19 protein-coding genes are annotated in these 18,864 nt (G+C 63.3%); 7 read left to right on the plus strand and 12 right to left on the minus strand.

Features of this window, described 5'->3' with window-relative positions:
• Nucleotides 1-5 precede the first annotated feature (5 nt).
• Complete coding sequence (locus tag J1N50_RS10085) at nucleotides 6-3,740, plus strand: conjugal transfer protein TraG N-terminal domain-containing protein (protein WP_215353383.1); 3,735 nt, start codon at nucleotides 6-8, stop codon at nucleotides 3,738-3,740.
• On the opposite strand, the gene J1N50_RS10090 is transcribed toward J1N50_RS10085, so the two are convergent.
• Both J1N50_RS10090 and J1N50_RS10095 read right to left on the minus strand, forming a co-directional pair.
• Nucleotides 3,737-4,183 carry a hypothetical protein gene (locus J1N50_RS10090; RefSeq protein WP_215353384.1) on the minus strand — a complete coding sequence of 149 codons (447 nt, stop codon included), beginning with the start codon at nucleotides 4,181-4,183 and terminating at the stop codon, nucleotides 3,737-3,739. The genes J1N50_RS10085 and J1N50_RS10090 overlap by 4 nt on opposite strands.
• A gap of 163 nt (nucleotides 4,184-4,346) precedes the next feature.
• Nucleotides 4,347-4,754 (minus strand): MarR family winged helix-turn-helix transcriptional regulator, encoded by a 408-nt coding sequence (locus tag J1N50_RS10095; RefSeq protein WP_120218834.1) that lies wholly within the window; start codon nucleotides 4,752-4,754, stop codon nucleotides 4,347-4,349.
• A gap of 232 nt (nucleotides 4,755-4,986) precedes the next feature.
• Here J1N50_RS10095 and J1N50_RS10100 point away from each other — a divergent pair, with 232 nt between their 5' ends.
• Both J1N50_RS10100 and J1N50_RS10105 read left to right on the plus strand, forming a co-directional pair.
• Entirely contained in the window at nucleotides 4,987-5,226 is a 240-nt protein-coding gene (locus tag J1N50_RS10100) for a ribbon-helix-helix domain-containing protein (RefSeq protein ID WP_172594965.1), read from the plus strand.
• Between the two features lie 3 nt (nucleotides 5,227-5,229).
• A complete protein-coding gene (locus J1N50_RS10105) occupies nucleotides 5,230-5,658 on the plus strand; it encodes a putative toxin-antitoxin system toxin component, PIN family (protein WP_215353385.1) in 429 nt (142 codons plus the stop codon).
• Here J1N50_RS10105 and J1N50_RS10110 read toward each other — a convergent pair.
• The 5 genes from J1N50_RS10110 to J1N50_RS10130 all read right to left on the minus strand — a co-directional run bounded on the left by J1N50_RS10110 (nucleotide 5,655) and on the right by J1N50_RS10130 (nucleotide 7,829).
• Nucleotides 5,655-6,578, minus strand: coding sequence for a HEPN domain-containing protein (locus tag J1N50_RS10110; protein WP_120218831.1), 924 nt, complete (start codon nucleotides 6,576-6,578; stop codon nucleotides 5,655-5,657). The genes J1N50_RS10105 and J1N50_RS10110 overlap by 4 nt on opposite strands.
• A 33-nt stretch (nucleotides 6,579-6,611) precedes the next feature.
• Entirely contained in the window at nucleotides 6,612-6,926 is a 315-nt protein-coding gene (locus J1N50_RS10115) for a type II toxin-antitoxin system RelE/ParE family toxin (protein ID WP_120218830.1), read from the minus strand.
• A gap of 2 nt (nucleotides 6,927-6,928) precedes the next feature.
• A complete protein-coding gene (locus J1N50_RS10120; protein ID WP_215353386.1) occupies nucleotides 6,929-7,186 on the minus strand; it encodes a ribbon-helix-helix domain-containing protein in 258 nt (85 codons plus the stop codon).
• Between the two features lie 90 nt (nucleotides 7,187-7,276).
• A complete protein-coding gene (locus tag J1N50_RS10125) occupies nucleotides 7,277-7,546 on the minus strand; it encodes a DUF7662 domain-containing protein (protein WP_215353387.1) in 270 nt (89 codons plus the stop codon).
• Between the two features lie 46 nt (nucleotides 7,547-7,592).
• Nucleotides 7,593-7,829: a hypothetical protein gene (locus J1N50_RS10130; protein WP_172594964.1), complete on the minus strand. Its 237-nt coding sequence runs from the start codon at nucleotides 7,827-7,829 to the stop codon at nucleotides 7,593-7,595.
• A gap of 377 nt (nucleotides 7,830-8,206) precedes the next feature.
• Here J1N50_RS10130 and J1N50_RS10135 point away from each other — a divergent pair, with 377 nt between their 5' ends.
• The 4 genes from J1N50_RS10135 (at nucleotide 8,207) to J1N50_RS10150 (ending at nucleotide 14,694) form a co-directional block, all read left to right on the plus strand.
• On the plus strand, nucleotides 8,207-8,791 hold the full coding sequence (locus J1N50_RS10135) for an RNA polymerase sigma factor (RefSeq protein WP_120218826.1): 585 nt from the start codon (nucleotides 8,207-8,209) through the stop codon (nucleotides 8,789-8,791).
• The gene (locus tag J1N50_RS10140) at nucleotides 8,788-9,750 is read left to right on the plus strand and encodes a FecR family protein (RefSeq protein ID WP_120218825.1); all 963 of its coding nucleotides are present in this window, start codon (nucleotides 8,788-8,790) and stop codon (nucleotides 9,748-9,750) included. The genes J1N50_RS10135 and J1N50_RS10140 overlap by 4 nt, the downstream gene beginning before the upstream one ends.
• Nucleotides 9,751-9,868: 118 nt before the next feature.
• On the plus strand, nucleotides 9,869-12,745 hold the full coding sequence (locus J1N50_RS10145) for a TonB-dependent receptor domain-containing protein (RefSeq protein WP_062770303.1): 2,877 nt from the start codon (nucleotides 9,869-9,871) through the stop codon (nucleotides 12,743-12,745).
• Nucleotides 12,739-14,694, plus strand: coding sequence for an Atxe2 family lasso peptide isopeptidase (locus J1N50_RS10150; protein WP_062770306.1), 1,956 nt, complete (start codon nucleotides 12,739-12,741; stop codon nucleotides 14,692-14,694). The genes J1N50_RS10145 and J1N50_RS10150 overlap by 7 nt, the downstream gene beginning before the upstream one ends.
• A gap of 43 nt (nucleotides 14,695-14,737) precedes the next feature.
• Here the strand turns inward: J1N50_RS10150 and J1N50_RS10155 are convergent, their stop codons facing one another.
• The 5 genes from J1N50_RS10155 to J1N50_RS10170 form a co-directional block, all read right to left on the minus strand.
• Entirely contained in the window at nucleotides 14,738-16,345 is a 1,608-nt protein-coding gene (locus J1N50_RS10155; protein WP_162928326.1) for an asparagine synthase-related protein, read from the minus strand.
• A gap of 89 nt (nucleotides 16,346-16,434) precedes the next feature.
• Complete coding sequence (locus J1N50_RS10160; RefSeq protein WP_062770312.1) at nucleotides 16,435-17,085, minus strand: lasso peptide biosynthesis B2 protein; 651 nt, start codon at nucleotides 17,083-17,085, stop codon at nucleotides 16,435-16,437.
• Between the two features lie 44 nt (nucleotides 17,086-17,129).
• Nucleotides 17,130-17,264 carry a hypothetical protein gene (locus tag J1N50_RS17955; protein ID WP_255266016.1) on the minus strand — a complete coding sequence of 45 codons (135 nt, stop codon included), beginning with the start codon at nucleotides 17,262-17,264 and terminating at the stop codon, nucleotides 17,130-17,132.
• Between the two features lie 101 nt (nucleotides 17,265-17,365).
• The gene (locus J1N50_RS10165; protein ID WP_062770315.1) at nucleotides 17,366-17,986 is read right to left on the minus strand and encodes a GntR family transcriptional regulator; all 621 of its coding nucleotides are present in this window, start codon (nucleotides 17,984-17,986) and stop codon (nucleotides 17,366-17,368) included.
• Nucleotides 17,983-18,825: a phytanoyl-CoA dioxygenase family protein gene (locus J1N50_RS10170; RefSeq protein ID WP_215353388.1), complete on the minus strand. Its 843-nt coding sequence runs from the start codon at nucleotides 18,823-18,825 to the stop codon at nucleotides 17,983-17,985. The genes J1N50_RS10165 and J1N50_RS10170 overlap by 4 nt, the downstream gene beginning before the upstream one ends.
• Nucleotides 18,826-18,864 lie beyond the last annotated feature (39 nt).

The following is an 18,864-nucleotide window of genomic DNA, read 5'->3' on the forward strand; positions in this document are numbered from 1 at the left end:
CCGCCATGCGCGCGCCCTTCCCTTCCACGCTCGCCGCCGCCTTCGCGCTCGTTCCCGCTCCCGCGCTGGCGCTCGAGACGAGCTTCCACACCTATGACGGGTTCAACGAGACGGTCGACGCGTTCCGCCTTGTCTCGATGATTTTCGCCGACCCGCGCTACGAGACGCTGGTGGTGATCATCGCCGTCGCCGGCATCGCGCTCGGCGCGCTCCTCGCGAGCGTGCGCGGCAACGGCATGGGCATCGTCGCCTTCGGCTTCCAGACGCTCGTCGGCATCGGCCTCTTCGTCGGCCTCGTCGCGACGACGGGAACGGTCCATGTCTACGACCGTGTCCGCAATGCCTATCAGCCGGTCGGCGACGTGCCGAACCTGATCGTGCTCGTGGCCGGCGTCACCAACATGATGGAACGCGCGATCGCCGAGACGATCGACGACAATACGCTCGATCCCAATGCCAAGCTCGAGTTCGGCGCCGGCGGGCACAGCTTCGATCTCTTCCTCAATGCCGTATCCCCGCGCGGGCCGATGACCGACAGCTTTCTCGACGCGACGATCAAGGACTATGTCCGCCAATGCTACCCGGTCGCGCGCGTGTCGCCCGCCTATGGCATCGACGACGATCAGCTGTTTAGGACCACCACCGACCTGCCGCAGGCGTTCGCCGCGATGGCGGGGCCGGCGACCTTCAGCACGGTGTTCACCGCCTCCGACAAGGGCGGCACCACGGTGAGCTGCACCGAGGCATGGACGCATATCTCAGACCGCCTCTCCGATCCGGCGCTTTTCGAGGATTATAGCCGGCAGGTGTGCGAACGCACCGGCTATGACATATCGAACGCCGCCCAGCTCCAGCGCTGCCGCTCGAACCTTGGCGCGCTCGGCGACAAGATGCTCGGCACCCCGCTCACGCTCCAGCAACTGATGACCAACATCAACCTCGGTAACGCCGTCGGCGACGTGCTCTTCGAAGACAGCCCCGCGACCGCGGCGCGCGTCATGGCGAACCGCGCCATCGTCTCGAGCGGGCTTGCCACCATGTCGACCGCGAACGAATGGATGCCGACGATCCGCGCGACCGTCTTCGGCATCATGCTGTTCATGATGCCGATCGCCCTCCTCTTTATCTTGACCCCGATCAACCTGCGCGTCGCGAGCTTCGCGCTCGGCCTCTTCGTGTTCGTCGCCATGTGGGGGGTGATCGACGCCGGCATCTATCAGCTGACCCTCGGCCGCGCGATGGACGTGCTTGCCGAGATGCGTTCGAACCATGTCGCCGCCAATGCCTGGATGCTCGCCCCCGGCTCGGCGATGAAGGCGCTCGCGATCTTCGGGTCGTTCCGCACCGCCGCCGCCGGGCTCGCCGGCGCGTTCGTGTTCACCGTGTTCCGATTCTCCGGAAACGTGTTCACCTCCTTCACCAGCGGCGCGCTCGGCGTCCAGGGCCAGGGCACCGCGGCGGCGACCTCGATCATGACGCACGAAGGCCGCGCGCAGGCGCTCGAGGCGCAATCGTCCGCGACCGGCACGATGGCACGGCGCAGCGCCACATCGAGTTTCGGGGATTTCGGGGAGCGCTCGACGCTCGGCAGCAACCGCGCCTTCGGCGCCGCCGGCGGCTATCTCGCCGATCGGACCCCCGGGGTAGGCGGAACGACGGGCTTCGCACTCGGCGCGACCGATGCCGCACGCGATCTTGGCGGGCTCGCGCCCGCACTCGTCGGCCGCGACCTCACTCATCCCGCGACCGCCGCGGCCGTGCGCGCCAATGCGACGACGGCGGCGATCCATAATTTTGCCGAGAAGGACGCGCTGCGCGGGCTCGGCACGAGCTATTTCGGCGAGGGACAGGCGGGCGAGCGCGCCTTTGCGCGCTTCGCACAGAACATGGTCCAGTGGAAAGCATTCGGCGACACCCGCGCCTATGACATGATGTTCCAGGGCGCGCAGCGGCACTTCGAGCGCAACGGCTATGCGGGGAAGGATGCCGAGCTCAAGGCCTCGACGGTGATCGCGCAGGCGTCGGCCGATCCGACCTTCGCGAAGCTCATCGCCAACACTTTCGACCAGGAGCAGATGCTGCGGAACGATCTGACCGGGGCTGAGGTCAATGTCGGCGCGATGGAAGGGCGGCGCGACTATGCCGGCGATAATGTCGCGGCCGTCGAGCGGCGCAATGTCGCGACCGAGCAGGCGTATCGGACCGGCAGCAATGAAGGCCAGCGCAATGCCGCAGCGATGCTCGGCCTTCCCGTCGACGAAACCGCGCGCCGCATCTCCTTCATCAACACCCTCTCGGGCGAAGCGCGCTCGTCCGCCATCTCCTCCCTCTCCCGCGCCACGGGCCGCAACGAGGCGCAGGTCATGCGCGCCCTCGAAACCTACAACGCCTCGGTCCAGCTCGGCACGGCCGACGGCGCGACCGAACAGGCGGGGCGCGAGGGTACCAGCGTCTATGGCCGCACCCGCGAAGCGGCTGGCTATGATTTTGCCGAGCGGTCGGGCAAGCTGGATGCCCAACGCGAAATTGGTCATTCGGGCGTGCGCGGCGCCGCGCGGATCGGCGAGCAGCGGCGGCAGAGTGATAATTTCGGATTTGCCGAAGGCGCTGCGGCTGCCGGCATGTCGACCCGCGGCGCGGCGCAGCTCGATGCTTTCATCGGGGCGCTCAGCCGCACGGCGGGCAACCAGGTCGACATGGCCGAGGGCGGCGCGGCGGGCATCGCCGATCGCGCACGCAACGAGCGGCTGACGCGTATCGTCGACAATGAGCGGCTGACGCGCATGCAGGGCCTACTGCGCAGCGAGGGCATCAACATGACCAAGCGCGAGCTCGCGATGGCGCAGAATGGCGACCTCAATCTCAATGTATCGCCCGACGTCGCGCGCCAGCTCCGGGCGGCAGGACTCATCAACGACAGCCAATATGGCGCCATCGCCGAAGGCGGCCGCGCACGGTTCAGTTTCGCGGACAATGATCTGCTGGTGTCGAGCAGCACGGGATTCTCGCAATCGGCGCGCAGCGACACCAGCACCAAATATGAGGCCGGCAAGCAGGCCGGACCCGACACGATCGAGAATATGCTGAGCAGCGAACAGGGTCAGGCCATGATGGCGAACTGGCTCAAAGGCGGGTTCGAGATGGATCGCAATGGCGAGTGGCGGCTTAATCCGCAGGTGGCCGATACGCTGCAGCGCGATGTGTCGGCAATCATGGCGCAGACGGGTTGGCAGCGTTCGATATCGCGCTCGGCACAGGATCAGATCACCATGGGAACGACTGTCGGCGGCAACATCGGCGGCAGCGCGCAAAGCAGCGATTATGCTTCCCGTGGCGGTAAGCAAAAAGGCGGTTCACGATCGCAAACCGCGACTTCGGGAAATGTCGGCGGAAGCCTCGGGTTTTCCAGCCGCGACGTCGGGATCAGCAGTGAAAACGCCCAAGCTTCCCTTGATATCGTCAACTATGAAGTTCGCGGGGCGATTTCCGCAGCAGAACGCGCCGCCGCGCGGTCAGAAACTCCCGAAGCGACGTTCACCCGCGAGTTGAACCGACAAGTGCTTGGACAGGAAGGGCTACGGAATCGCTATCTTGGTCAGGCCGATTCCGCGCGAGGTACTGCGGACATCACGGCCCCGATGACGTCGTATGAGCAGTCATCGATCTTGAGCAAAGGCCGGTTCTCGACTGATCTCGCCAACGGTCCATTCGACGGAGATAACAGCGACAAGAAGCGCTAGATTCGCGAGCCGTTGTTGGGACTGAGCGGATTGCCGATATAGATCGTGCCCGAGAACGGATCGTAGATATCGCCTACGGGACGCAAATGGTCTGGGGGATACCGCAGAGTTTCCTGCTCGATCTTGATACGTTCGAGTTCCTCGATTTCCTCATCCGAGAGCGGGTCGCCGGCGAAAGGCCTATCGAGCCACGCGCGCACGAATCCGAACCCCAGTACGAGCAGCGCCGTGAGCGGGAAGAAGAGGGCGGTCAGATAGCCAGCGAAAGCGCTCTCGAAAAACGCCCGCAGGGCCGGGATCTTCAACGACGCCGCCGCCACCGTCCAATATATTGGGATCGCTGCCCACCAGAGCTTGGCATACCACGGGCGCCACAGCCAATCGGCCGCAGCGGGCTGCGGAATTTCAAGCTCCGGGATCGCTGAAGAAGGCGTGTTCTGCATGGCTTACCTCGCGTTCAAATGTAGCATCGACGGCAACGCATGGGAATTCGGAGTGGTGCCGAAATCGAACGAATTACCTCGGGAGCTAAGCGACATGTGCTCCCCTCGCCGATTTCGATTGCACGCTCGCCACGCCCCCTCCCTTCCCTCAGGTTGCAATGGGCTAATTCTTCAGGGCTGGCGCTGCAGCCCTGTTCGCCACGCAATCGTCAAAGATGCACCGAAGAGATGCTCTCCCGCGTGCCGAAAGCGCCACATTTGTTCGGCGCGCATCGTGCGGATCTCGTTGACGTTCGACGATCGCGCGCGCTTCTAGACTTTGGGTCAGCCGAACGGCCGTCGCGATCGAAACGCCGCTCGCATAGCCGAGGCTGGATACGGACAATCGTTTGCTAGCGGCGTCAGCTGAATAAAGCTCGAGCAAGATGATCCAGCTTGCAGGGCTCAGGCTGATTTCCCGGATATAGCGGTCCATTATTCGCCGCTCCATGAGCAGCTCGCGGCAGAAACGCAGTCGGTTGGCTTCGACATCGAAAGTCGGATCATCTTGATGTGCCGCGACATCCGACATTCGCCCAAACCAAGCCTCTGCGCTTTCCGGCGCGAAAAGCCAGATAGGCAGGCGCCGCAGACGAAAGCTGCGGCCCGGCGCCGGTCTTGCAGAGGCTCGAATATTGGTACCACAAAAAACGAGCCTCCCGTTTGCTTGCGGTGATTCCAACGCCCCTTAGGCTGGTCGGTTGATAGACGGCACATAAGATGATAAGCGTATAACCGCTTTAGCGACGATGAGGGAATGTGTGATGGGCGAAGTAACCCGCTGGACGGTGAATGTCGCACCGGAAACCGACATCGATGTCCGAACCTATCTTGCCCAGCGTGGCATGAAGAAGGGCGACCTGTCGCGTTTTATCGAAGAATCGGTGAAATGGCGCCTGCTCGACCTGACGTTGGCGGAGGCCCGTGCCGGTTTCGATGACCTGTCACCGGAGGAGATGGATAGTCTGATAGACGAAGCGGTTGCCGACGCGCGTCGGAACTGACGCATGCGCGTCATTATCGATACCAATGTGCTTGTGAGCGCCCTGTTGCATGAACGGTCGCTGCCCTACCAGCTGATTGCCCTATGGCGTCAGGGCAGGGTCGCGCTGGTCACATCTGCCGAACAATTGGACGAACTTCGGCGCGTCACTCGTTATCCCAAAATCCGCGCCCGGCTGAATCCTGCAGTCGCCGGACGAATGGTCAACGAGTTGAAGGGCGCCGCCATAATGGCACAGGACCTGCCGGACGTCTCCGTCAGCCGCGATCCGTGGGACAATTATCTGCTGGCAATGATCGAAGCGGCGAAACCCGGATATCTGATCACGGGAGACAGGGCCGACTTGCTGAGCCTGGAACGCCATGCCGGAGCACAGATCGTCACAGTACGAGAATTCCTGAAACTGATCACGGGCAACGAACCAGGATTTTAGCTGCCGCCGGCAGCTTTCTTCAGGTCCGCGATATGTGAACCGCAGATCGCCTCGACGATCGCGCGCAATTTCTCGGCCGACGCTGCAAGCGCTTCGAGGTCGGCAGCGCTAATTTCGTAACTGGCAGAGTATCGAGCCTCAACATAAGCGCGTTTCAGCAATTCGAAGCGGCGGCGGTCGATCTTACTGTCGCGAGCCCAGGCTTCAACCAGGCGCGGCTCGCGGTCCTCTGCGAGCGATCGCAGGAACTTGATATTGTGCGAGCGTGGAAAATAGAACGTGTTTGCAAGCAAATAGCACCCGTAAAGCCGCTCAACGGCTTGGTGCAATGCGAATGCAGCTCCCTTTAGCCATCCCCCGTCAAGCATGGCCTTACCAAACTCGAAATCGAACGCTTCCAGTCTGCGCCCGGCTTCCGCAAAATTTGCCGAGAAATACCCCACGGCCATTTCATAGGCATCAACTGGCGTCAGCGGCTTCGGCGTTGCCAAAGGATGGTTCGGCAGGTCGTATAGCATCACGCCATCGCGGATGATATCGACCCAGAAATATTCGCCGCGGCTGAGCGCGCGGTTCACGTCGGCGAGCGTATGGACAATGATGTTCAGCGTCCGTCCGACATCGGGGTCGCGGAGGATCTTGTCCTCGGCGATGTACCAATGGTCGGAGATGTCGGTGAGATCCTCATGGCTGACAACGATCAGCAGGTCGAAATCGGACTGATAGCCATTCTCCGGCTCATCGACCCAATCGTCGCGGGCATAGCTGCCGAACAGGATGATCTTCAGGATCTTGCCGTTGCGTTTGCCAGGCTGTGTCGCGCGCTCGATCGATCGCGCGAACTCCTCCATCAGCACGGCCTTGATGCGTTCGAGTTCGCCCTGCTGCTTTGCCGGAAGGTGGTCGATTTCTGTTTTCATTTTCGCCCTGCGCTTCGGAACTGCCGCAGCCCCTTATGCCGCGGTGTCGTCGCGGAAACGATCCATCTGATGCATGCGTTCGTGAAGGATCGTAACGATGCCCGCAGTTCCGTCGCCGAGCAAACGCCAATAGACATAATGATGTTCGCACTTGCCGTAATAGCCATCAACACCGAATTCAGCCGGAATAGCCCGCCAAAGAAGCTCGCGCCTGGCGATCCGACCAAAACAGTCGAAAAGGCCCCGCACATAGGCTTCTGCCTGCGCATCTCCCCACTTCTCCCGCGTATAGGCATAGATTTCGTCGAGCCGCTGCCCGGCGATCGCGGAAACCCGAAAATTAGCCATCGTCAGTTTCGGCGCGCCCGACCGATCACCGCATCGGCATCGAGAGCCACGAAGTCAGAGTCAGGCGCTGCGAAGGCCCTTTGCAACTCCGCCTTCAAGCGGGCGAATTGCTCCGCTTCCGCGCGTTCCTTATCGCGCCGAATGAGATCACGGACATATTCGCTGACATTCTCATAGGAGCCGTCGTCGCCAACATTGGTCGCCACGAAATCGCTGAGGGCGCCGCCAATACGGACATTCAGGGTCGTTTGTTTGTTCATAAAAACCTCGCGTCCGTCACAATGTAGAGGAATAATATGGACAATCAATCCTGATCATATTGACCCCGGCATAGTCGGATATCTTTCTACCTACTGGCCGCCGCTTCGACGACGGAAATAGACGCATTCGCGAGCCGGTTTGGCAACCGCCTCGAAGCCCGCATCGAGCCAGGCACGTCGATGGGGCGGCTCTACTTCCGAAAACTCTGCCGCTGACCACCAATCGGCACCGAACGCCGCGCGCGGAAGAACCGCGCCAATGATGCTCTCGATGTGCGAAAAGCTGAGCTCGACGCCATCGGCATCGTGGCAAACCCTCCACCGCCTGAGGAAGGCGCCAAGCGCATCATATTTTCCCATGACGCCGTTTCAGGGCGGTGGCGTCTCGAAGTCAAGGGCGCGGCCTTCAATAGCGCCAGATCTGCCACCACGGCGGGGGCGGCGTGGTGATCAGGATATGGACGGCGCGCGCAAACGCCTTCTCGATCTCTTCAATGCCCATGCCGTGTCTTTCGGCCAAATCCTCGTAGCCCGCGTTCTCGAACCGGATCGCAAGAAAGACGGCGCGATCGAACGGCTCCATTCGGCGGATCGCCCGCCGCGCGATCCGCAACCGCTTACTCCCGCTCCCGTTGCTGGACATGATGATCCTCCTGCCAGACCGGCAGCCTGAGCGACCGCCACCACCTTTCTGACTCCCCCCCTTCACTCCCTGCATTCCGAACAAGAAGCGCGCGCATCCCCTTGCTTTTCCGAGTGTCCGGGCACGATGAGGCATGGTCCGGCGGAAGTCTTGCTCTTGGAAAGCAATCGATTATGCTGAACGGGCATCGGGCTGGCAGGCGGCGCGATGCCGGGGCTTGAGAACCCTTTGAGCAAAAACACCTGTTCGCCATCCTGTCCGGGTGGCCGTCGCGTATGTACAAGCCTTCGGGCTAAAGGCGACGGCGCACGCGCCTCAAGTGTGTTCTCAACACCCGGCTTTAGGCCGCCTTTCCTCCCGTCCGGGAAGGCGAGACAATGGATTATGACGAAGAGGCTGCCGAAGCGCGCCGGCGAGCGGAGCCTGCATTTCAGATCGAAATCGATGACTGGGGCAACCAGCATAAGTCTGCGGCTATCGAAGCCATGTATCAAGAGCACCAGCCGCAACTTTCCCGTTTCCTGCGCCGACGGACGAATTCACAGGATGTCGGGGATCTGGTCCAGGAGTGCTTCCAACGCCTTGCCGCAAGCGGCGCGGATATTGTGTCGCGGATCGAAAAGCCCGGAGCCTATTTGGCACGAGCGGCACGCAACCTGCTCATCGAACGTGCCCATGTCGACCGGCGTCGCTTCGCCTCGGCACATCATGAATATGACGATACCGAGCATCCAGGGTCCGACCCCCACGCCGCGCTCGAAGCAAGGGACATGATGCGCCGTGTCGAGGACCGTCTCGAACGCCTGAAACCGAAAACCCGCGACATCTTCCTGATGCACCGGTTCGAGGGTATGTCCTATGCCGAAATTGCGGCTGCAACAGGAATGAGCGAGAAGGGCGTGGAAAAGCAAATCGCCAAGGCCATGACGGCAATCCTTCGCGTAAAAGGTCCGCGGTCATGAGCCGCGAGGTACAAGCGGGAAAATGGTTCGCGCGCATGCGCGCGAGCGATGCGGCGGCTGATCGCGCGAAGTTCGATGCGTGGATGGCCGATCCCGAAAATGCCGCGGCCTATGCCGAGGCGGAAAAGCGCTGGGCGGCTCTCGATGTGAATGTCGCGGGCCGGATCAGGGCGCGTGCGCTGCGCCCTTCCGGATCAAACCGGCTACGCTGGGCAACGGCTTTCCTGCTCGTCGTCATGCTTGCCCTCGGAGGCGCCTGGTATGCCGGGCGTGCCGGGACCGGTCCGCAAATCGCGACCCGGTCCGTCGAGGGCGAAGCCGTTCGGCTGGTCGACGGCACATTGGTTGAACTCCTCGACGGAGCGAAGATCGAGACCAGATTTTCGGAGCGTGACAGGGAGGTCGTCATGACCGGCGGCCGTGCCCGTTTCACCGTAGCGCACGATGCCTCCCGGCCCTTTCGTGTCATCGCCGGGGGATCCGAAATTGTCGCACTCGGCACCATCTTCGAAGTCGATCTGACACGACGCAATCCGAGCGTCCGGCTGGTCAGCGGCTCTGTCGATGTGCGGGCGACAGCGCCCGGCGGACGCACGGTCAGACTGAACCCCGGCGACACGGTCGAGGTACAGGGCGGCGAACCGCTTCATCTGCCGCGCGGCGACGCCGCTCGGTCGACGCCCGACACGGCAATGACGCTACCCGTGGCAAACGTCCAACCGACATCTCGGGTCGTCGCCGACAAGTTGCCGCTCAGCGAGGTCATCGATCAAGCGAACCGGGTGAACAGCAAGTCAATCCGGCTGGCTGACCCCGCGCTCGGATCGCTTGAGGTCACGGGCCGGTTCGATGTCACCGACAGCGCGTCGCTCGCGCGAAAACTCAGCGCGGTTTTCGGACTTTCGGCCCAAGAGAGTGACGGCGCCATCATCCTGTCCCGAAAAAAAACGGGGGGATAATTCAGCCGGCCTCGTCTCGCCCTTCCAGACGGCCATCACGGCCGCGCGGGAGGGAAAGATGAGAGTGAGACTTCTGGCAGCTATCCTGGCTTCGACGGCTGCGACGATTGGGCTTCCAGTGCCCGCCGCCTCGGCTGAGACGGGCCAACAAAGCTATGACATCGCGCCGCAGGATCTGGCGGACGCTTTGCGGCAATATTCCGAACTTTCGGGCCGGGACGTCATCGCCAATTCGGACGTTGTCGCGCGCAAGAAAAGCGCCCGGGTCAGCGGCACCTTCAACGCCGATGCGGCCCTGGCGCAGCTTCTGGCCGGCACCGAACTGGTCGCCGAAAGCGTGGACGGAACGCTCGTTATCCGCGAGGGAAAGGGCGACAGGTTCGCCGAAAGCTCGGCAAATCGCGGGACCGCGCAGAGTGATGACGCGCAGATCATTGTCACCGGTACCCGCATTCGCGGAGCCGGCCCGGTCGGCTCGCCCGTGACGATCGTGGATCGCGATGCGCTTGACCGGAGCGGGCGCACGACGCTCGCCGACTATCTTCAAACCATCCCGCAGAATTTCTCGGGCGGCCCCAGTGAGGCCACATTTGGCGCGACCGCGCGAGGCAATGCGAACACAAATCTCAACTTCGGGTCGGGGATCAATTTGCGCGGTCTTGGCAGCGCCTCTACGCTCACCCTGTTCGACGGCGTTCGCCCGGCCATGGGCGGTGCCTGGGGTGCGTTTACCGATCTCTCCTTGATCCCCTCGTCCGCGATCGACCGTATCGAGATACTGACCGACGGGGCGTCGGCCATTTACGGTTCGGACGCGGTAGCAGGCGTCGTCAATCTTCGCTTCCGCAATCGCTTCGAAGGTGCGGAGACGCGCATGCGAGCCGGGACGGCGGACGGCGATTTCAGCGAGATGCAGATCGCCCAGCTGCTCGGCAAAAAATGGAACAGCGGTCACCTCGTACTCGCCGCCGAATATTACAGCCGCGGCAACCTGCCCGCAACGAAGCGGCGCTTCACCAGCGAAGATCTGCGCCCCGTAGGCGGCCCCGACCTTCGGTCGAATTTCGCCAATCCCGGGACGATCCTTGCCGCCAATGGCCGCGTTTTCGCAATTCCCCCTGGACAGGACGGGCGGGGCCTCACCGCGGCCGATCTGATCGAGGGGAGCTTCAATCGCGCCGACGCGCAGCGGCTCGTCGACATCCTGCCGCGCCAACGCAGCCTCAGCTTCTATGCCTCAGCCGAACAGGAGATCGGGGCGATCACCCTTTTTGCGCGGGGTCTCTATGCGGACAGGCGTTACCGTGTGAACCAGCGCCGGTTCGGACCCGTTCCCGTCACCGTCACGAGCGCCAATCCCTATTATGTCGATCCGATCGGCACCGGTCAGCCGATCACGGTATTCTACGACCCGTCGGCCGATTTCGGTCCCGAGGGCGCGCGCGGTAGAGCGCGCGCCCTCAACCTCTCAGGCGGGGCACGCGCCAATGTTGGCGACTGGTCGCTCGAGATCAGCGGCGGCTACGGCCTGCAGCGCGAGCGCGCCGACGACATCAATATCATCCACATCACGCGCCGCTCCGAGGCGCTCGTATTATCCGACCCGGCAACAGCGCTGAACGTGTTCGGAGACGGCGCGGTCAATGATCCGGCGCTTGTCGGCAGACTTCGCGGCGGCCTTGTCTCGCGGGTGCGCTCGCGAGTCTGGACGGCGGCTCTGCGCGCGGACGGCAGTTTGTTCGATCTTCCCGCCGGCACAGTGAAACTCGCCGCCGGCGCCGAGATTCGCGGCGAACGCCTCGACTATACGTCGGTCTTTGACCTCTTCGGTAACAGCACAACCACCTCGCGCCTGCCCGGGCTTCCGGGCAAGCGCACGGTTCGAGCCCTTTATGGCGAGTTGGTAATTCCCATCTTCGATGCAGGGACGAGCCTCCCGGGTGCGCTGCAGCTGTCGCTCGCCGGACGCCATGAGGATTATTCGGACGTCGGCAGCACGAGCAACCCCAAGCTGGGTCTGCGCTGGACGCCCGTTCGGGGCGTGGTGGTCCGGGCCTCCTATGGCCATTCCTTCAGGGCACCCTTCTTCACCGAACTGGTCGGCGCCGCCAATGCGACCTACCAGCCCGTCTATCTGCCCGATCCTCAATCGCCGACCGGCCAGACGCTGGCGCTCGCGCTACTTGGTTTCCGTCCCGACCTTGGCCCCGAGAAGGCGACGAGCTGGACGGCGGGCGTCGACCTCGAACCCGTCGCCCTGCCGGGGTTGAGGCTTTCAGCCACCTGGTTCGACATTGCCTATCGCGACCGTATCGCGAGCGCCTCCTTCGATATTTTCAACTTCCTCGCACGGCGGGATGTCTATGGCGAGCTTGTCGACGAGACGCCCGACCCGGCGGAGGTCGCTGCCTATTTCGCAAATCCGAACCTCAGAAATCCGCTCGGTGTCCAAGCTTCGGATATCGAGGTCATCGCCGATGCGCGAACTTTCAACCTGTCGCGGGTGACGATCCGCGGCCTGGATTTCGACGCTTCCTACCGCCATTCCATTCCGAATGGCGCGCTCACGCTTTCGCTGGGCGGATCTCGCCTGTTCAGCATCGACCAGCAGGTCACGCGCTCCGCGCCAGCGATCAACGCGGTCGGGACGCTTGGCAATCCCGTGAAGCTCCGCCTGCGCGGTCGCCTCGGCTTCGAGGCGGGGCCCTTCGACGGCGGGCTGTCGCTGCTCCATATGTCGGGTTATCGCAACCAGACCGCGACGCCTGCCGAAAAGGTGAAGAGCTGGACGACATTCGACCTCCAGCTCGGCGCGCGCATCGCTGGCGCTCCAGGTGGGCGAGCCTTCCGCCTGGCACTCAACGTCAACAATCTCTTCGATCGGGACCCGCCTTATGTCCTTTTCAGAACGGCGACCTCGGTACTCGGCTATGACCCCGAGCAGGCGAGCGCTGTAGGGCGAACGATCGCGCTGCAGGGGATCGTAACATGGTGATGCTGGCGGCGGCGATGGCCGCCGCCACGCCGCTCGTCACCGTCGAGGATATTGTGGCGACACGCGACATCAGCGGCGTCACCATATCGCCCGACGGCCGCTGGGCTGCCTATCGTGTGAGCGAGCCTTCGGTGGCCGAAAACCGCGTTGCACTTGGCTGGCATATCGTTGGGGTCAATGGCGGCGACCATCGCCGCGTCGCGGATGGAGGCGCGGCGAGGTTCAGCTTTGCCGGCACGCTGATCGAGAATGCGCCCATATGGGACGCGGATTCGAAAGGCTTCCACTTTCTTGCGATGCAGGACGGCGCGGTCGGCGTGTGGTCGTGGCGCATGGGCGGCAAGGCCCGGCTCGCGATTTCCGATCCTGCCGACATCGTCGATTTCCGGATGGCGGACGATGGTCGCCGCATCATCTATCATGTCGGGGCGACACGAGCCCAAATCGCGGCGGCGGAAAAGCGGGCCTATGATGAGGGGGTGCTCGTTGATCCAACGGTCGATGTCATGCAGCCGTTCGCCGGGGGCGCGATCGTCGACGGGAAGCGCGTCATGCAGCGGCTTCGGGGAGGATGGTTTGAACGCGTGCGCCTCCTCGCGGACACGCCGCCGACGGAAAAATCGGCGATGGTGTGGGGATCGGCCCAGCCCGACTCTCCCGTGCCGCAGACCTCTGCGATCGGGCAACATGTCGTCGCCGGCGACAGCGCGGAGGCCAGAATCGTTCGCGATGGAGGCAAAACCCGCGTCGACGTGTTGCAGCCGGGCCATCCGCCCCTCGAATGCGCTATCGCTGCCTGTGCATCACCCAGGCTCCGCGCGCTTGGCTGGCGCCCCGACGGCAAGGCGCTTTTGCTCTTCGAGGCCAGTCCGGGATCCGAAGAGACAATTTCGTTGTGGCGTCTGAATGGCGAAGCGCCTGAACGGCTCGCGGTCACCGACGGGGCGCCCTTCTCGCCCTTCAATCCCGATCGCTGCGCGATTGGACCCGCCTTCCTTGTCTGCGCCGAAGCCTCAGGCGTCTCGCCGCCGAGGCTTGTTCGCGTCGATTATAGCAGCGGGGCCCGGAAACTCCTGGTCGACCCCAATGCGGACCTGCGGCGCAAGATCGCCACAAAGGCCACGCCCATGTCCTGGTCGATCGCCAGTGGGCAAAAGTTCAGCGGTTTCCTGCTTCGTCCAGCGCACGCTGCGCCGCCCTTCCCGCTCGTGATCCAATATTATCATTGCGACGGTTTCTTGAAGGGCGGCGTCGGCGACGAGATCCCGATGCTGCCCCTCGCGGACTCCGGGATAGCGGTTCTCTGTATCCGAAAGGCTCAGGGCAAATTCTCCAACGCTGAGGAAGAATATGACCTGGCGCTTTCGGGCATCTCCGCCGCAATCGATACGCTCGCCGCAGACGGCATCGTCGATCCACGGCATGTCGGTATTGGCGGCCTCAGTTTCGGATCGCAGGTCGCCCTCTGGGCCATCCGCAAGTCGGATCGCTTCGCCGCCGCGACGCTCTCGTCGGCGCAGTTCGAACCCCATTTCTATTGGGCCACTGCGTTGCCCGGCAGCGGTATGCCCGACACGCTGGCGAACCGATGGGGCCTCGGCGATCCCGACACCGATCCCGAAGGCTGGAACCGGCTTTCCGCGACAAGCGACGCCGCCGGCCTCGACACCCCTCTCCTGATGCAACTACCCGAAGCCGAGGCTCGCCTTGTCATCGAGTTTCACACGCGCCTCAAACGGGCCGGAAAGCCCGCCGAGCTCTTCGTGTTCGCCGACGAGCCTCACATCAAGACCCAGCCGGTGCATCAATTTGCGGTCAATGCGCGCAACCTCGACTGGTATCGCTTCTGGCTGGCCGATTTCGAGGATCCGAACCCTCAAAAGCAGGATCGATATGCGCGTTGGCGCGAATTGCGCGCGGGACATCCCTTGCAACGTCCCGCGCCATAGGTTCGTGCCGGGCGTCCGTTCCCCGGCGGACATCCGGCACGGGCTATTGGCCGCCAGCCGTCGGTGCCCCTGCAACCGAACGCGCCCATCTTTCCATGTCGACGAGTTGCAATATGCGAACATAGTCATTGTCGAGCGCGCCAGCAGGACGCGCGGTCGCGGCGCCAATCGCGTCACAATCAATGATACCCAGCGCCGCCAGCAGTCCCTCCTGCAAAAAGTCGCGCAGATGTGCGCGGTTTCGATCATAGGCCGGCACAAACAGGGATTCGAGTCCGCCCTTCGTTCGGCGCTGTAAAACAAGCGCCGGAAGATCGCCCGCAAACGCCTTGCGCGCTAGTGAGCGATCGTGCCCGCCCGCCGACCATTGCCAGACCGGGACGCCAAGGCCGTATTCGACCAATGGTTGCGAAAGCAGCGGCGCGATCACGGGCACATGAAAAGCGCGGTCATAACCGTCGAGAAAGGGCAGGATGCGCATCAGCATGCCCACATAGGCGCGCTGTCCGTCGCTGGCGGCGGACGCATCGGCAAACCAGGGATGTTCTGGCACCGTCGAAGCATGACGGCTAGCCAGGAACCGCTCATCGCGAGGCCAGGGCGGAGGCCGCTTCAGAAGGCGCCTGATAGCGAAGCGCCATGCTTCGAGCATATGGGTGTTAGTGAGGCGCCCAAGGTCGGAGGCCGCTCGCCAGGCCGCGCCGAGCCCGGCAAAGCGCAGCGCGTCGACTACGGGAGCTGCGGAAATGATATAGCCGAAGAGATTATCGCCGCCGACGCCGGTGAATATCGCGCCCGCACCATAGCCCTCGGCTGCTTCGCATAACCGGATATCGCTCTCGTCGATCAGGCCGAAGCCGCCGGGCCTGACGCGCGGTTCGCCGAGGGCAGCAAGCGGGTCCGGTGGGGCCGCATTCAGCAATATTTCGAGAAGCGCTATGTCGGCGTGATCGGCGACCGCATGGGCGTATCGGCGTTCGTCCCCATCAGGACGCCGCGTCACAAGCGTCACCGCGCGCCACGTCGCACGCGTCCGCGCGAGCGAGGCGGCGACGATCGAGGAATCAAGCCCGCCCGAGAGCTCGAGCTGGACGCGCTCGAACCGCGTCGACCATGCGCCGACCGCTGACATGACGTGTCGGCGGAGCTCGTCGAGCGACGCCTCGACTGGTGGACGCACGGTGAAGGACCATGGCGACCAGGCTTGGCGAACGACCGCGGGCGAACCCATCATGAGTGTTTCGCCGGCGAGAAGCTCGCGCACCATGGCGATCCCGGTTGCCGGACCGCGCAAGATAGGGAAGCGAAGCTGGGCATCGATCGCGGCGGGATCGAGCCTGTCGAGGGAAAGGCCCATCGCCTTGCCAATCTCGAGGTGCGAAAATGCGCAGGCGCCGTCTTCGGCGAAAAAGAGCGCTGGTCCCGTCACCGGCGATCGCAGGACATGGACATCGCCCGCCGGCTCCTTCCAGGCCAGAAGATAATTGCCCCACAAATGTTTGACGGCCCATTCAGCGCCGCGCGCTTCGATTTCACGGGCTTCGTCATCACCGAGCTCATCGCAGGCGCGATTGTCCGAGCGGCGGAACGCCCAGCCAAACAGAAGCGTGTTACCCTTCTTCGAAAACGCTACCGCCGCGTCGCTCAGCAACCGGACATGGGCCAGTCGCGCGACCTCGCGGAGGCTCCCACGGGGTTCAGAATGCGACGCAGCGCGCGCTTCGAAGGCGATGCGCAAAGTCACAGCCTGAAGACCGGTGTGAAACTGAGCACATTCGCCAGCGGATCGGACAACAGATAGTCTTCGGCCTGCACCCAGCAATGCGCGGCGAAAGGATCGAGGCGAACGCCGAAATAGAGGTCGGCGTCGAGGCCCTTTCGCCAGAGGAGGCGCATCAGGGCGAGCGAGTCCGGAACGCAGCTTCGCTGGATCGGGACGTCGGCACGTCGAAGAGCGAAGGCGCGCGCGTGGTCCGCAGTTTCGATCGAAAACTGCCGCCCGACATCCACCGGGCGAGCCCGGCGCCATGCCGCGATACTGCGCTTGATGCCCAATATCCGCAGGCTGGCGCTCGCCTCCAGTTGCGCGCGCAGCGCATGGTGAAATGGAAGATGGGCTGACACACGGGCTTCCGCCTCGAGGACACTTGAGCCGGGCAGCGCAGCCTCCACCGGTTCGAAACCGTTGCTGCCTTCGACCAGCAGCGACCGCCCGCCGGGCCGGGGAAGGCGACGAATTGTGCCTGCATCAATGGTCCCGGCGATCAGGTCCCGCAGAGCCTGGGCGGCCTCGGCCTTGATCAGAAAATAGCGGTTGATGTCGAGGTCGAGCAAAACGGCGCGTTCGCCGATGAAGCCAAAGGAAAGCCCGGGTCGAAGCTGATATGTCATGAGAATGTGGAGGGCGCGGCGATGTGCCGCGCCCTCCCCGGCCTTCAGTCAGCCAGGATGGCCGGAACGAGCCGTTCGAAGCCGCCGATTTCGGCGACGTAGATGAGCGAGCCGCGCGTCTCGATGCTCGCGACGCCCAGTTCCTCGATGCCGTCTTCGACAATGTCATTGCGGTCCATGGGACTCTCCTTCGTCAATGCCGCGGAATTGCGACACGGCCAAGGCTATGCTCCCTCGTTCAAATAGGAATTTTATACGGCTCATATGGGTCGAATATATTCTAGAGCGACTCTTCGCGCGGCCTGAGTTCCGCCACGACGCGGCCCGCGAGAAGGATACGGCGGCGATGGAAACGTGTGATTTTGCTGCGCAAGGCGCTCCAGCGCCCGAAACGAAAATCATCGTCCATCGCGATGATCGCCGCGTCGCTCCGCCGGTCGACGCGTACTTCGGCGGCCCGAAACACATGGCAGCGTTCGATCAAACTCACCGTCGCAAATCGAAGTTCTCGATTAGAGTTGGTCCAGGCGATCGCCCGAAACAGCGCCGCAACCCGCTCGGGATAATCGCCGGCGCCTGAGTCGCTGAACGATCTCTGCGGAATGTGGGGGTCGGGCGGCTGCCCCTCGAGCGCCAGCGCCAGAAGCGACGCGCCCCAGGCATAAAGGTCGTGGAGGTCGGCTTCGGCCAGTATCGGTTGCCGAAACCCTTCGTGACGCCAGGCTTCGAGCAGCCTTTCGCCCGAAAGCCGGTAGAGGGCGTCGCGGACCGGCGTCGGGCTGACGCCAAGCACCCTCGCAAGTTGCGCGGGTTCGAGCCGCTCCCCCGGCGCGAAGTCGCCGCGCATCACCTTCGCCTTGAGCTCGGCATAGACGAGTTCCATCGTCGCGCCGGGACTCATGATCTCGTCCCCGAGGCGACCGCTTGCTGGGACGCGACATGCTGCGCGAGCATGGCGGCTTGATCGGGCCGAAGGGCATCGACCGCCGCGCGCGCGTCCTCGGGGTCGGCATCGAAGAGGACCGACGGGCATTGACCCTCGAAATTGCCGAGATTGGGCCGGTGCTGGACATAGCCGACGAGTTCGGAGATCTCCCTTGGAAAGGATCGCGCGATATGCGGAGGATAGGCCAGCCATTGATTCTCATAGGGCTTGAGCCATCCAAGACAGTAGCTGACAATGATCCCCCGCCGGACAGCTTTGCTATGGTTTGCGCCGGCTCCGTGCAGCGTCGACCCGAGGAAAACGATCGCATCGCCGGGTTCGGCCTCAGCGATGATGGGCGCCTCCCTTGGCTCTTCCACCAGCGCTTCGAGCCCATGGCTGCGCGGCCAGATGATCGTTCCGCCATTTTCTGCAGTGAACGAGGTCAGCGGCCACATGACGTTGACGAGATATTCGACCTCGCCGAGCGCGCCTTGCCACATATCCTGATCGCGATGCGGGAACTGGGCGAGCGCGCCGGGATGAAGCTCGATCGCCTGCGCTAGGTTGAGCTGAATGCGCTCGCACCAATTGCCAAGCGCGATCTCGGCCAATTCGAGTATCGCGCGGTTCATGACGAGGTCCGCCATGTGCGGCGAGCGAATGAGCAGGCGTCCGAAGCGCTTGGTCCTCGCGCCGTAGAAGCCGCCTTCACAGAAGGGTGTGGCAGCATAACGCGAATCGAGGTCGACATTGATACGGCCGAGCAATGACGTTGGCGCGGCGCCCCGGATGATCGCGAAGCCATTGGACATGAGGTCACGGGCCGCGGGCGAGCCTCGACGGTTTATTCC

This window comes from Sphingopyxis soli (assembly GCF_018682675.1).
GTDB lineage: Bacteria > Pseudomonadota > Alphaproteobacteria > Sphingomonadales > Sphingomonadaceae > Sphingopyxis > Sphingopyxis soli.

Coding starts and splice junctions, on each gene's coding strand:
- J1N50_RS10085 (WP_215353383.1), top strand. CDS start 6: ATGCGCGCGCCCTTCCCTTCCACGCTCGCCGCCGCCTTCGCGCTCGTT.
- J1N50_RS10090 (WP_215353384.1), bottom strand. CDS start 4,183: ATGCAGAACACGCCTTCTTCAGCGATCCCGGAGCTTGAAATTCCGCAG.
- J1N50_RS10095 (WP_120218834.1), bottom strand. CDS start 4,754: ATGTCGGATGTCGCGGCACATCAAGATGATCCGACTTTCGATGTCGAA.
- J1N50_RS10100 (WP_172594965.1), top strand. CDS start 4,987: ATGGGCGAAGTAACCCGCTGGACGGTGAATGTCGCACCGGAAACCGAC.
- J1N50_RS10105 (WP_215353385.1), top strand. CDS start 5,230: ATGCGCGTCATTATCGATACCAATGTGCTTGTGAGCGCCCTGTTGCAT.
- J1N50_RS10110 (WP_120218831.1), bottom strand. CDS start 6,578: ATGAAAACAGAAATCGACCACCTTCCGGCAAAGCAGCAGGGCGAACTC.
- J1N50_RS10115 (WP_120218830.1), bottom strand. CDS start 6,926: ATGGCTAATTTTCGGGTTTCCGCGATCGCCGGGCAGCGGCTCGACGAA.
- J1N50_RS10120 (WP_215353386.1), bottom strand. CDS start 7,186: ATGAACAAACAAACGACCCTGAATGTCCGTATTGGCGGCGCCCTCAGC.
- J1N50_RS10125 (WP_215353387.1), bottom strand. CDS start 7,546: ATGGGAAAATATGATGCGCTTGGCGCCTTCCTCAGGCGGTGGAGGGTT.
- J1N50_RS10130 (WP_172594964.1), bottom strand. CDS start 7,829: ATGTCCAGCAACGGGAGCGGGAGTAAGCGGTTGCGGATCGCGCGGCGG.
- J1N50_RS10135 (WP_120218826.1), top strand. CDS start 8,207: ATGGATTATGACGAAGAGGCTGCCGAAGCGCGCCGGCGAGCGGAGCCT.
- J1N50_RS10140 (WP_120218825.1), top strand. CDS start 8,788: ATGAGCCGCGAGGTACAAGCGGGAAAATGGTTCGCGCGCATGCGCGCG.
- J1N50_RS10150 (WP_062770306.1), top strand. CDS start 12,739: ATGGTGATGCTGGCGGCGGCGATGGCCGCCGCCACGCCGCTCGTCACC.
- J1N50_RS10160 (WP_062770312.1), bottom strand. CDS start 17,085: ATGACATATCAGCTTCGACCCGGGCTTTCCTTTGGCTTCATCGGCGAA.
- J1N50_RS17955 (WP_255266016.1), bottom strand. CDS start 17,264: ATGGACCGCAATGACATTGTCGAAGACGGCATCGAGGAACTGGGCGTC.
- J1N50_RS10165 (WP_062770315.1), bottom strand. CDS start 17,986: ATGAGTCCCGGCGCGACGATGGAACTCGTCTATGCCGAGCTCAAGGCG.
- J1N50_RS10170 (WP_215353388.1), bottom strand. CDS start 18,825: ATGTCCAATGGCTTCGCGATCATCCGGGGCGCCGCGCCAACGTCATTG.